The 12196-nt window shown below is 36.5% G+C and carries 9 protein-coding genes and 5 pseudogenes; 5 read left to right on the top strand and 9 right to left on the bottom strand.

Annotation, left to right across the window (positions count from 1 at the left end):
* Positions 1-118 precede the first annotated feature (118 nt).
* Positions 119-265, top strand: a pseudogene (locus IV86_RS08660) (ISL3 family transposase); the annotation flags it as partial.
* On the opposite strand, the pseudogene IV86_RS08290 reads toward IV86_RS08660, so the two are convergent.
* From IV86_RS08290 to mobQ, 4 genes and pseudogenes are all read right to left on the bottom strand, one after another.
* Positions 260-1047, bottom strand: a pseudogene (locus IV86_RS08290) (IS5 family transposase). The pseudogenes IV86_RS08660 and IV86_RS08290 sit on opposite strands and share 6 nt — an antisense overlap.
* Positions 1048-1177: 130 nt before the next feature.
* Positions 1178-1306, bottom strand: a complete 129-nt coding sequence (locus tag IV86_RS08905; RefSeq protein WP_259345632.1) for a hypothetical protein — start codon at positions 1304-1306, stop codon at positions 1178-1180.
* A 123-nt stretch (positions 1307-1429) separates the two neighbouring features.
* Positions 1430-3058, bottom strand: a pseudogene (locus tag IV86_RS08280) (type IA DNA topoisomerase); the annotation flags it as partial.
* Positions 3059-3062: 4 nt separating this feature from the next.
* Positions 3063-5126 carry a MobQ family relaxase gene (gene mobQ, locus IV86_RS08275; RefSeq protein WP_056979550.1) on the bottom strand — a complete coding sequence of 688 codons (2064 nt, stop codon included), beginning with the start codon at positions 5124-5126 and terminating at the stop codon, positions 3063-3065.
* Between the two features lie 253 nt (positions 5127-5379).
* Between mobQ and IV86_RS08270 the strand changes: the two genes are divergently transcribed.
* On the top strand, positions 5380-5613 hold the full coding sequence (locus IV86_RS08270) for a hypothetical protein (protein WP_081035684.1): 234 nt from the start codon (positions 5380-5382) through the stop codon (positions 5611-5613).
* 16 nt (positions 5614-5629) lie between these two features.
* Positions 5630-5908 carry a hypothetical protein gene (locus tag IV86_RS08265; RefSeq protein ID WP_056979548.1) on the top strand — a complete coding sequence of 93 codons (279 nt, stop codon included), beginning with the start codon at positions 5630-5632 and terminating at the stop codon, positions 5906-5908.
* On the opposite strand, the pseudogene IV86_RS08260 reads toward IV86_RS08265, so the two are convergent.
* The 4 genes and pseudogenes from IV86_RS08260 to IV86_RS08250 all read right to left on the bottom strand — a co-directional run bounded on the left by IV86_RS08260 (position 5898) and on the right by IV86_RS08250 (position 8899).
* Positions 5898-6404: pseudogene (locus IV86_RS08260) on the bottom strand (hypothetical protein). The gene IV86_RS08265 and the pseudogene IV86_RS08260 overlap by 11 nt on opposite strands.
* Entirely contained in the window at positions 6394-6675 is a 282-nt protein-coding gene (locus IV86_RS08255) for a type II toxin-antitoxin system RelB/DinJ family antitoxin (RefSeq protein WP_056979547.1), read from the bottom strand. Before IV86_RS08255 ends, IV86_RS08260 begins: the two are co-directional and overlap by 11 nt.
* A gap of 253 nt (positions 6676-6928) precedes the next feature.
* Positions 6929-7237, bottom strand: a pseudogene (locus tag IV86_RS08655) (replication initiator protein A); the annotation flags it as partial.
* Between the two features lie 120 nt (positions 7238-7357).
* Positions 7358-8899, bottom strand: a complete 1542-nt coding sequence (locus IV86_RS08250) for a primase C-terminal domain-containing protein (protein WP_056979546.1) — start codon at positions 8897-8899, stop codon at positions 7358-7360.
* Between the two features lie 652 nt (positions 8900-9551).
* Here IV86_RS08250 and prgP point away from each other — a divergent pair.
* The gene (prgP, locus tag IV86_RS08245; protein WP_055126653.1) at positions 9552-10451 is read left to right on the top strand and encodes a ParA superfamily DNA segregation protein PrgP; all 900 of its coding nucleotides are present in this window, start codon (positions 9552-9554) and stop codon (positions 10449-10451) included.
* On the top strand, positions 10438-10758 hold the full coding sequence (locus IV86_RS08240) for a hypothetical protein (RefSeq protein ID WP_056979545.1): 321 nt from the start codon (positions 10438-10440) through the stop codon (positions 10756-10758). The genes prgP and IV86_RS08240 overlap by 14 nt, the downstream gene beginning before the upstream one ends.
* Positions 10759-11233: 475 nt before the next feature.
* On the opposite strand, the gene IV86_RS08235 is transcribed toward IV86_RS08240, so the two are convergent.
* Positions 11234-11890: a recombinase family protein gene (locus IV86_RS08235; RefSeq protein WP_055126654.1), complete on the bottom strand. Its 657-nt coding sequence runs from the start codon at positions 11888-11890 to the stop codon at positions 11234-11236.
* Positions 11891-12196 lie beyond the last annotated feature (306 nt).

Raw genomic sequence — 12196 nt, 5'->3', positions numbered from 1 at the left:
TTGGAAAGTATTTCCATTCCAAAAGTACTAGACCCTTTTTGATAACAAAAAAAGCATCTAAGCCTCCCTAGTGCTATGCTTTAAGCGACGAAACTCAAGATAAGCGGGGTAGGAATAGATGTCTCAACTAGATAATACGCTTAAATTACTGGGAATTACAGACACAAACATTCAGGTGTTCGGTACTCGTGAGAAATTTCATGGTCGGGGCTCGGGTCGCAAAAAGTATTTGGTCATCCAGGCAGAGCTTAGAGGCTGTCTAAAATCTCTTGAGTAATAGTGCTAAAAACGCTAAAACGACCATTTGCAGACTGGTGGTTAATTGACGCTCACAATTTTTCCGAAGTCGCCGACAATTCTCTAGCCAACTAAAAGATCGTTCGACTACCCAATGTTGGGGCATGACTTCGAATCGATGCAACTCATTGCGCTTCGCAACCTACGCGGTTGCGTTTAAATTACTGGCTACATCGAGCTGAAAATTAACGCCTGAATAACCACCATCAACTAAGACATTTTGAACCTGGCGTAAATGCATGGCATGTAAAGCGATCATTGCACTGGCCCCGTCTCGATCAGAGACGTTCGCTCGCGTCATGTGAATGGCCTGCGGAAAGCCATGGATATCAACTGCCAGATGGCGCTTAATCCCCGAGATTTTCTTACCGGCATCGTAACCTTTGTTTTCAGCAGTGGCAGTGTTTTTGACGCTCTGAGCGTCCACGATAATAAACGAAGTTAAAGCTGAACGTCCTTGGTAAGTTCGCCGATCAATGACAATTTTTTTAAAACTTGTTCCAATAAAGAATCAGCGGTTGGTTCAACTTTAGTTGACCAAATTTTGTAATAGTTGTAAACTGACCGCCATTCTGGGAAATCACCGGGAACTTGACGCCATTGGCAACTGGTTTTCAAGACATACAGAACCGCGCAGAAGACCTCGTAGAGGTCATATTTTCGAGGCTTGGTTCGCTTACGAAAATTTTCTAAAACTGGTCGAATTAATTCAAATTGTTGCCGAGTAATATTGCTGGGGTAATTTTTCATAGCTTAAACTCGCTTTTTACATAGGGGTATATCAAAAATCATAGATCTTGGACAGCCTCTGAAGCTTTAGCTTTAGGTGAATTGATAGTTGGGACAACATAATCAGTTCCTACTTTAAAACCATATTTAACTAATTGAATGTTACGTGGGTCATAGGATACTTGGCTCCGTTACCAGTGATTTCTTTTAAATACTTGTAGGTTCCTTTAGCTTGCAAAACGGGTAATTCACTGGCTAAAACTGCTAATTCGTTGTTCATTTTATGATCTCCTTTGCTTTGTTAATCTCACCCGTTGTTCAGGTTTACTTTTGGGATTGTAAAAGTGAACCTAAATGACGGGTTAACCAACCGGAACGTAGTATAGGGCGCGGTAGGCAGGTTCTAATCAAAATCAAAACTTAATTTATGGCCGTCAAGCTTTAACTTGGCGTCAAACGACTTTCCTTTTTTACTCTTGAAACCCTTTAATTTGCTCGTTTCCCCCTTGGTGACCAGCGCTTTAATTGCGGTCTTACCAAGCGTCTTGCTACTCCATTTCTTGGGTAGGGTAAAGTCCTCACCTTGCTTGGGATTCACAATGTAAAACTTTTGTTTATTTACGACAGTTACTTGTGGTGTTTCTAAGAACACCTCGGCAACTTTTTGCGCTTGCTGTTGATGATCAATTTGTTGCTTAATGGCTGCATTGCCGGTTAATTGTGTGGGAACATCAGCGATTAACTTCGCCACAAACTTCTTGATTTGGCTCAAAAAATTATCCGGAGTGCGTTCTTCGGTACTCATTTGCTGTAACGCTTGCTCCCATTTTGCTGTCATCTCTGGGCTAGTTAACAAGGGTTCGAGTTCAACCGCTTTACATAAAGTAATCCCCGCTTCACTGACGTGGAGCTTGTTCTTTTCAGTGACGAGATAGCCGCGTTTCTTTAACACTTCCAGCACATTGGCCCGGGTTGCACTTGTCCCAATGCCTTGCACATCTTTAAGAATCGCTTGGGCTTCTTCATCATCAAGTGTTTTACCGGCCGTCTTCATTGCCGTAATTAAGGTATCTTCGTTAAAGGGCACCGGTGGTGTCGTTTCTTTTTGTGGTGTTTGCAGATTTGCTTTAACCTGATCGCCTCGGTGAACGAGCGGGAGGTTGGCTGCCACTTGCTGGTCGGCTTTGTGATCATCAAATAAAGCTTGCCAACCTTGCTTAGTTGGGACCTTACCCGTCGCTTTAAAATTGACGTCGCCAACTTGGGTGATAATGGTGGTCTCTTCATATTCGTAAGGATCAGCAAACATCGCTAACGTCGTTCTTAAAACCAAGTCATAGACTTGCTGCTGTATTTTAGGTAAGCTGGCTAATTTCTCTTTAGTCGGGACGACTTTAGTCATGATAATGGCGTAGTGTTCTTCAAACTTTTTTCCATTAACATAGCGCTTATTTGGGGTGGTATTGGTTCAAGCGACTGGCTTAGAGACTAAACCCAGATACTTCGTCAGATTAGCCACTAAATACTCAAATTCTTCATCAGTGATATAAGCACAATCGGTTCGGGGATAGCTAAGAAACTTGGCTTCGTATAAACTCTGAATGGCCGCTAAGGTTTGGCTGGCAGTGGCATGATACCGTTTATTCATGGCGCTTTGCAGACTGGATAGCGAGAATAGTTGTGGACTAGCACTCTTTTTAGCCCGTTTTTGCACGTCCTTGATTAAACCACCCTGTGAGCCTTTCTGAACGTGTTTAGCTTGCATGAATGTCATTAGCCCTATTTCGTTTTTAAAACCCTGATAGGGGTCTAATTTTGCGGCGAATTTTTGCTGATTGGCTAAAATTTCCGCATTTAGTTCAAAATAGGGTTCCGGCTTAAAGTTTTTGATTGCTTGGTCTCTTTGATAGACCATATACAAGGTTGGCGTCTGCACGCGACCAATTGAATACACCCCGTGCACCCCATTTCGTCTCAACAATAAAGTATATAAGGGACTACCATTCATACCGATCAACCAATCACTAATTTTGTGATTACAAGTGCATGCCCCCATCTTCATGCCGATTTCGAGTTTGGTGTTGCCGTTGCTTTTTCGTCATTTTCCACTCAGTCTCCTTTAAACCTTGCGCCTGTCTTTGTCGTTGGTAATCTTCATCACGAGCATATAGAACAGTCATGATCGCGTCACTAAAGGCCGTCTTTAAGTAATAGTCTGGACTAACTGGCTTGTAATTTAGCGGTTGATAATGTCCGATATTTTCTTTTCTATACTGGTCGTCCTTGGCTTGTTGCCCTTTTAACTGTTTTTGGATTTTCTCGATCTGACTGTTCTTAATCGTCGGATCGGCTTTGCATTCGCCAAAAAAGAGTTGTTTAGTGCCATCATGCTTTAAAACCCGTTGTAAGTGATGATTTTCTAACTGATCTAAGCTAAGCTGTCCCGATAAATAAGCTAGTCCTTGTTGATGTTCTTGGGGACTGAACACCTGTGGTGGATTTGCTTGCCACTGTTCAATCGTTTCGGCCTGACATGGCTTTAAAACAGGATCATAGTACATCACGGCTGTATAGGCTTGTTCCTGTTTAATCAATGGCAATCCATCTAAATCACCTTTGGGAAAGGCCCTTTTCAATACTTCATGGTATTGCGTTTTAATGACTTGCTTAACGGCCATGATCGCCCGTAGATCTTTGACTGCGCGAGTAATCTTTTGCTGCTCGGTTGGTGAATACTTTTCTAGTAGACCTTGATCAACGTGTTCTAGACTTTCTAAGCTATCATCATGAATCATCAGCGTATATTTAAGCTCGATTTTGACTTCCTTTTCTTGTTGCATTAATAACTTCCAGCCCACGTATGGCCGTTTGGTAAAGATCAATAATTGTCGGGCCAATAAATCATCACGAATATTCATTAAACGTTCGTTTAATTCACTGCCTTTGAAAATCGTTTGTTCACTATTAGTTTCTTTAATCAATTCCCGTCGTTCAGCCGCGGTTGTCTGTTCAAAATTAAGCTCTGGATAAAGTTTTTTCGTGGTACGATCGACCACTTTGTTTAAGAGTTCATCTGCCTTTTTTAATGAGCTTTCTTGTTGGTTAATTGTCAATAATTGTTTAGTCACATCTTGACCAACTGCATGTTTAATTAAGGTGCTATTTTTCCAATTAAATAGCATGCGCCGTTTATCATCTAAGCTCTCTAAATTGATATAAGTTTTCAGTTCATGACTTAACTCATTGACCACCCGTTTTTCATTAAACGAGAAATGTTTGCTTAGACTATCTAAATGACCTCTATTGATTACTTTTTCTTGGTTGTTTTTATAACTGGCTTTGGCCTTGCGATAGTTCTTTACTTGTTGGTTAAATTCTTTTCTTTCATGCCGCTTGCTATTGATTCCCTCATGTTGAGTTGGTGTATCATCTATTCCCTGCTCGATAAATGATTTTTCACTGATCCGATCCGGAATATTTTTTTGCTCTAAAACTTGATTGACACTAGCCGCCCAATTGTGCCGCCATTCAGTAATTTTTTCTTTTTTATCCCAATCAACTAGCCACACCTTTCTTGATCTTGGAAAACGACTATTTCCTGTATAAGTCTTGTTCCCATTTTCATCTAATATATTTTCCCTTTTACTTTTCAATCCCCATGTTCCGTCTGGATTAAATGGACGATTAGTTAGCATAACATGAGCGTGCGGATTATCTAGGTTATCTCTATGAATTGCTACGTCGGCAACCATACCCTCATCAACAAAATTTTCTTGTACATATTTTGTCAATAATTCTTTCTGTTCGTCTTCACTTAATTCAACTGGTAAAGCCACGTTAAACTCTTTTGCATAGCGTGAATTTGCTCGCCGATCTTTTCTCTCGACTTCATTCCATAATTTCTCTCTATCACTCGCCCATTCTGGCGCATTCTTTGGTGTCAAAATAAAGCTTTCTGGCATGACTGACCGAGCATAAAAATAGCTTCGACCTTCTTTTTGATCGAATAACTTTTCACCACTTCTATAACTTACTCCAGCAATTGCGCTTCTTCCTTTTCCAGCACTAATATTACTAAAGCTCATGTGAAAAATTGCCATGTCGGTCACCACCTTTCTTTGGGTTTATGGGTTTGCTTTTGTTGTCGCCAACGGCGACTTCTGATACAAAGGTTTAACACAATAACACAACCAACTTTAGTTGTTGTGTGTAAGTGCGCATTGACCTTATTTCACTCGGTCTGCTGATTCTCCTAAATTTACTTTTAGTGTATGCCTTCCGCTTCGCTATTTCAACTTTTATACTTTGACTTAACGTTTCCTATATGATATAGTTTAGGTGATTATTTCCAATATGATTGGAGGGATAGTTATGTCTCAAAGTAACTTAGAAAAACAAGAAGCTAAATTAAAAAGCCTTAATCAAAAAATCAAGGACGAAAAAAATAAGATTGAGCAACGATTAGGTAAACAAATTATTAGTCAAGCAAATTTAGATTATACTAATTTATCTAATGATAATATCAAGTCTTTATCCAAAAAAGTAGCCGAGTTTTTAAAAGTAAATCAAGCACATAATCAGTTATAAATAATGGAGTTATGTCATGGATAATCAATATAAAAAACTAGTTGAGCAGCAAGCGCGTTTAAAGCAAAAAATTGAACGGGAAGATTTTAAATTACGGCAATCTAAATACTATGAAAGCCGACAAGAACGCAAAGCTCGTTCTCGCCGATTAATTCAAAAGGGTGCTTTGCTTGAAAAATATTTTCAAGCTAATAACCTCTCGGTCGAACAAACCGAAGAACTTTTAAAAACATTTGCTGACTATGTTAACGCCCATAAACCGGATAAATTAAAAAACGATCAACCTAATAACTAGGCCGATCGTTTTTATTTTCAGGATTGTTTTTTGGCTTAATTTCTGGATTGTGTTTAGCAAAGTCTTTTAACTGTTTTTGAATTCTTTGTGTAAGCTCTGCTTTACTTTCTTTGTGCTTCCTTTTACTTGATCACTGTTGAATTATCTTTTGACCCTTACCTCTTCTTTTTGATTTTAGGTCAAGCGTAAAATCTGAAATTTTATTTTGATCTAGCTTACTTAAATGACCGATTTCTTTAAAGTTTAAACCGGCTTTGGGAAAGCGATAAATATTACCAAGATCGACCCAGGAAGGTTTCTTCAACCCAGCGGATTGCCAATCTTGAATCGGATAATATTGTTGCTTGATATAAGCCGACTTCTTTTCATACTGACTAGTAATTTTAAAAGCCTCGACCTTCTGTTCTGATACCCGACGAATTAAAACTGGCCGAGACTTGCCACCGTTAGTTTCTACAAAACTAACGTATAGACTGACTAAGTCATTAGTCCTCATCTGGATCGTTGAGCCAATCAGCGACCTCTTTAGCGTCTTTGAACTCGGTGACTGGTGTCCCTTCGGTCGCCTTTAAAAAGCGTAAATTAGCTCTTTCTTCTTCGCTTAAAGACGCATTAAAAGGTAAAGCACCATTAGCAACAATCCGCTTGTAAAACATGTTAATGGCCGTGGTTGGATTTAAGCCCAATTCGCTTAAAATTACTTCGGTATCATCGGCCAAATCTTTATCAATCTTGACTTGGACCCGTTTCTTTTCCTTAACTGCCATGATTGTCTCATCTCCTTCCTTTTACTACTACCATTATACTACCTTTTGAGTACCTTATCAATAGATAAAGCCTTGGCCTCAAATCACTTGAGCTTGGCGTTGATCTAAAGGCTGAACTTTTGAGCTGGTTAGCTCTGGCACTCATTTAAAAGCCCCTATTCTTCTGTTTAAGCCGTTTAAATCTAACTTAAGTTAAAGAGAGAGGTTAGTAAGTCTTAAAATCGCTTAGAAAGGATTTTGTAGCCTTTTAGGACTAGTAGTACAACCCACTGTTATCGTTGTCGGCTGATTTTTCTTCTTCGGGGTGTTTGGCCGCATACTCTCTAGCCGCTTATTTATTCCAACAAACGCCAAATAGGTTTTGCATGGTGCCGTATAAGTAGTTCTTCACGTTCTTAATATGCCTCTCATTGCTTCTTAGGGCGTTAAAGTAGCGTTTCAAGGCTTTAGTCATCAAAGGTTTTAGTTCTTCGTTGTCAAGCGGGATTAAAACCCCAATATCTTGATGATCCTTTTTAACTCGGTATTTAGCATTTAAGATAATGCCAATAAAACGATGCATTTATTTAAGTTAGATACATATTATATGTACGAAGGCATTTCATTTACACAAGATTCTTGACGCTACCTATCTAAGAGATAAAAAATCTAAGGGCAATTGGTAGCACTAAATTAAGAGATTTCACCCCGTACTTATATTGGTTCCAAATCTATCTACTTCATCATCAATTCCTTCAACATCTGAAAATACGCTTTGTTCCTCAATATACTGCCTATTCTGTAACTTCAAAAAAGCCTCAAGGTAATTAACCCAAGCTATTGATTCTGCTTCTCTTTTCCGATATAAAGCTCTTAATACCATTTCTAAAGTTGCAATTTGTGACGCTTGATTTCCTTTCCCCTTTTTTACAATTAGCTTATTAGATGAAATGGCTTGTTTCATCACCCTATTCAAGGTTGATGGAGAAATATCAAGAGCATCACGAATAGCCCTGGTTGACATAATAACTTTGTCTGCTCCAGAGCTAACTTTATTAATTAGTTCAATCACATCATTTAGCCATTCTGACACGTGACTATAGACGCGTTCTGTGCGAGGCTTCGCCCACTTGTACCATTGAACGTTACTTTCTTGCACCACAATGCGCTTCTCATCAGGTGTTGCCCAGGTATCTATTAATTCATCAATATAAAGTTTAGATGCACCTTTATAATTGCCAGAGTAAGCGTCACGGACGCAACGCTGCATATCTCGTACGTCTAAAGGATCTTCAAGGTATGAATTAAACTCATCTAATAAATTGAAGGCATCGTTTTGGTTTTTTCCAGAAGAGTAGCACGCTAAGGCCAATGTAAGTATAGTATTGTGACGTCCTAGTCCTTGACCTGGTTTAATGTTGTGCTTTGTCAACATAATTCTAAACCAAGCTTGATCGGTTTGTTTTCTATATTGAGAATGCGGACTATTAATTACTTTTAGATTGCTCTTACGCTTTTCCTTACTTTTTTGTGTGACTGACTTACTCCACATTAAAAAACCAGCAAATGAGTAGGTCAATTCTGGTTCAAAAAAAATAATATTATCTTCCCGCGGGATCCGAAAAATTCCAAAACTATTACATCCTACGTCAGTAGCAGGTATTTTTTCCATAATCGTACTTTTTATATTTTCAGAAATCTTTCTAGCCGCGCTTAAAACAGGCATACTACCATTTTTATGTTTTGATAAAAATGCTGGGCGATCCAAGATATAGTAAATTTGATACCCTTTATCAGTTTTCAAGACAAGTGTGGGTAGAATATGGTCCTCTAAGACTATGCTGCTATTAACCAGATTCAGGTTTCGATCTCTATCTAGAGCATCTTTAAAATCAATATCAACTACAAACGCATTAATTTGGCTTAGATTACGTTCTGAATGCCCTTTAATATGTTTACGGCTGTTATCATATCCTAACCAATTAAAGGTATTAGGTGTCCAATGTGTTAGTGTCTCAATGTTTTCTATTAATGCTTCTTCAGAAGTCACGACAAAACCCATGTCACGACTCATTGATGATTTATTACGAAAAACAGCAATTGAACCAGTCTTATTATCGTTATGTACTTCTTGATTGAGTTGAACTAGTTTACTATTTTTTGGTTTATATTTTTTTAAACTATTATGTAAAATAAGACTAATTGCAGACCAAGATTTGTAGCTTAATTTTTCCGTTACGGACATAATATTTGCACTCCTTTCAGAACGATATTAACCAAAGGTATATTTGTTTTGAAACAAATAGTAGTTAATGCCGTTGATTAAATCTAAAGAAAAAGTGAACCAGCATATCACTGATCCACTTAGAGTTAACAGAATCAAGATGTGCCGTTCAAAGCCATATTAATCCGCAAATCATGTCATTATCTATGTTCTATAGCAGTATTGAATTTTAGAGAAAAATAGCATACAATATCCTATGAATAAGTTTTATGAACATTTATTTTCTTTATATTTTTTTGCGGGTCGCTGTGAATGCCAGTTCACAGTGGCTTTTTTTACTTTCTTTTGCACTTACAATAACCTACCCAAAAACCTATGTCAATCGCATTTTTGAAAAAAGATACTTTTACTATTGTATAAAAGTATCTTTTTATCTTTATATCTAAAAATACATTTATCTTTTTATCTTTAGATAAATGTATTTCTTGATTTGTCGCTGTTTATTGTCCATATTTTTATATCTTTGTATCTTTAGATAAAAAGATAAACTTATCTAAGGATACTTTTATCTTTTTATCCTTGTAAAAAATTTTTTTTATATTATAATAAAAGTGCAAAAGGATCCTTTAACAGAAAATAAAAATCACTTACTTATTTATATTAGGAGGCAAACATGCCACAAGTTATTATTAACGCACAACAAAAAGGCGGCGTTGGGAAAACAACTGATACTGTTATGGAAGCAATCGTAGCTTCTACAATATTTGATAAAAAAGTATTGGTGATTGATACAGATTTACAAGGTAACGCTACAGATTTTTTAGGCCGAACCTTTAATTTAAAGAAAATAGATTACACACTTATGAGATGCTTAGAAATAGGCGACTTAAGTAAAGGTATTGTAGAATTAAGCGATAATCTCGATTTGATCGGTTGTAAATATGATATGCGTAAATACGGGGATTTTCTTATAGAAAAATTTGATAATATCTATGACCGTACTTTTTATATGTCAAACCTATTAGACGCCATCAAAGATCGTTATGACTATATATTTATAGACGTTCCACCTTCAACAGATTTAAAAGTTGATAATGCAATGGTTTGTGCGGATTATGTTGTGGTGGTCCAAGAAACACAACGATTCTCTTTTGATGGATCTAAACGTTTAGTATTTTCTTACCTACAAAGTTTGGTTGATGATTTTGGATCGAAGGTAAAAGTACAAGTAGCAGGCGTTTTGCCTGTACTCCTTCAGAATCGAAGAGAGTTACACAAAAAAATTGTTAACGACACAGTCTCTTTCTTTGGTCAAGATAATGTGTTCAACACAATCATCTCAAACCATGCAAGGTTAGAATGGTATACAGCACAAGGTATACAATTTAATGATTTTCACGACAAAAAAATGTTTGCACTTTTTGCGGATATTTTTTGTGAATTAGAAGAAAGAATACAAGCCTTTGAAACTCAAGGAGATATATCTGACTACATATATAAACGTCGTTACTTGACAAAAGACAACAAACTTACGAAGCTTGGAAAGGGGTTAGATGTTAATGGGCTTAATTAATCGAGGAAATAAAGAAACCGAATCACCAGAAGCACTCCATTCAGCTGATGTCAGTAGAGATACATCTTCTCTTAATCCAAAAACAACGGAAACAAAGAAATGGACTGGAGCAGAGAGGAAAAATGTTAAAGTGGCTCCGCCTGTCTTAGATTTAATAAAAACAATGTGTAATATGACCGACAAAAATAAACCAGAATCGAAAGCATATGGTTTAGTCAGTACGGCTGTAAATGAATATCTAAAAAATCACTTTACTGAAAGAGAACAAGAAATTATTAGGAATAGCATCGAAATTAAATACCGGTAATACAATTTCAAAAAGACGTTATTAGAACTTACTTATTCTAATAACGTCTTTTGTATCTTTATATCTTTATATCTTTAGATACAAAGATACTTTTGAACTAAACTATTTTTTTAAGCTCACTTGAGTATTTCTAATTGGATACCTAATTTAAAAAAGGGTAGATTGTACTATATCCTTGTATCTTAAGATACAAGGATATTTAGATATAAAAATTGAAATGACATATTAATAATGTAACTAGTGTTTAATGTTTAAATTACTAAGCTGCTAAGCTATTGGTCTTGCCATTTGTATATGCTTTATTAAAAAGTACCTAAGTATCTTTAGATACAAAGATACTTAGATATTTAGATACTTTTGATATCTAGTACTTTTCACAATAGATATTAAAAATCTATTATAAGAAATTTTTTAAGAACTATAAACTGCTTTAAATTAACATTGATAACGATAGTTGCAATATACTCATCATCCTCTATAAATCATTAATCGACCTAGCATAGTCTCGAATTCGATAAACCTGTGTTCGTCCGATACCAGTTTCTCTGGAAATTTGCGCAATACTTTTTCCGTTCTTTATTCCGTTTAAAACCCCATTATATATGAAGCGTTTTGAACCATTTGGAGCATATTCTTTTTTTCTTCCTTTATATATGCCCTTTGTCTTAGCTATTTTTATTCCCTGACTTTGCCTTTTTAAGATTTTTTGGCGTTCTTCTTCTGCCGTATATTTGTATATTTCCAATACAAGATTTGTTAATAGAGCTCTTAAATTGCCGTCTTCAACACCTGCAAACGTAGGTAAATCTAGAACATCCAAAACTGCTCCTCTCCGTCTGATTTTATCAATAACATCTGTTAAATCACGCGAATTACGCCCTAAGCGATCCAAACTTATTACTGTAACTACATCGTCATCATGAATATACTCCAGCATTTTTTTTAACTTTGGGCGTTCCATGTTTTTACCAGAAATTTTCTCTTCAAATATTTTTTGAACTCCGGCTTTTTTTAAAGCAAAGATTTGACGGTCTAAATTCTGATCAGTGGTAGACACTCGTGCATATCCTATTTTCAATTTTTTGACTCCCTTTTTAAAGTATTTATGTGACAACTCTATTGTGTCATACATAAATACCGAGATTTCAATAAATTAATTGTAACACAATAGGGTACACTCTATTGTTACATCTATACTGTTGGTTTAATATTATAATATAGCTTATAAATTTGATTTGAACTCTAATCCGGATTAAACAAATTAAAGTGTAATAGTTCACACGTTAGCACTATTAACCTCCACTTAAGACAAGTTTTTATATCTTTTAAAGGAACCATAAATAATTATATTCCGTTACATTATTAATGTAGCGTCAAGAATGGATTGAAGTCAATATTTGAGACAGGTTTTAAGAGACATTCAGAACCGCGTTTACCT

The sequence above is a fragment of the Pediococcus pentosaceus genome (genome assembly GCF_001437285.1).
GTDB lineage: Bacteria > Bacillota > Bacilli > Lactobacillales > Lactobacillaceae > Pediococcus > Pediococcus pentosaceus.
Note: the sequence above shows the minus strand (reverse complement) of the source record. Positions and strands in the feature narration are given on the sequence as shown.

What these genes read in the sequence shown, in the direction of transcription:
- IV86_RS08250 (WP_056979546.1), bottom strand. Translation starts at nt 8,899, where the DNA reads ATGTCCGTAACGGAAAAATTAAGCTACAAATCTTGGTCTGCAATTAGT.
- IV86_RS08905 (WP_259345632.1), bottom strand. Translation starts at nt 1,306, where the DNA reads ATGAACAACGAATTAGCAGTTTTAGCCAGTGAATTACCCGTTTTGCAA.
- IV86_RS08240 (WP_056979545.1), top strand. Translation starts at nt 10,438, where the DNA reads ATGGGCTTAATTAATCGAGGAAATAAAGAAACCGAATCACCAGAAGCA.
- IV86_RS08255 (WP_056979547.1), bottom strand. Translation starts at nt 6,675, where the DNA reads ATGGCAGTTAAGGAAAAGAAACGGGTCCAAGTCAAGATTGATAAAGAT.
- mobQ (WP_056979550.1), bottom strand. Translation starts at nt 5,126, where the DNA reads ATGGCAATTTTTCACATGAGCTTTAGTAATATTAGTGCTGGAAAAGGA.
- IV86_RS08270 (WP_081035684.1), top strand. Translation starts at nt 5,380, where the DNA reads ATGATTGGAGGGATAGTTATGTCTCAAAGTAACTTAGAAAAACAAGAA.
- IV86_RS08235 (WP_055126654.1), bottom strand. Translation starts at nt 11,890, where the DNA reads ATGTATGACACAATAGAGTTGTCACATAAATACTTTAAAAAGGGAGTC.
- prgP (WP_055126653.1), top strand. Translation starts at nt 9,552, where the DNA reads ATGCCACAAGTTATTATTAACGCACAACAAAAAGGCGGCGTTGGGAAA.
- IV86_RS08265 (WP_056979548.1), top strand. Translation starts at nt 5,630, where the DNA reads ATGGATAATCAATATAAAAAACTAGTTGAGCAGCAAGCGCGTTTAAAG.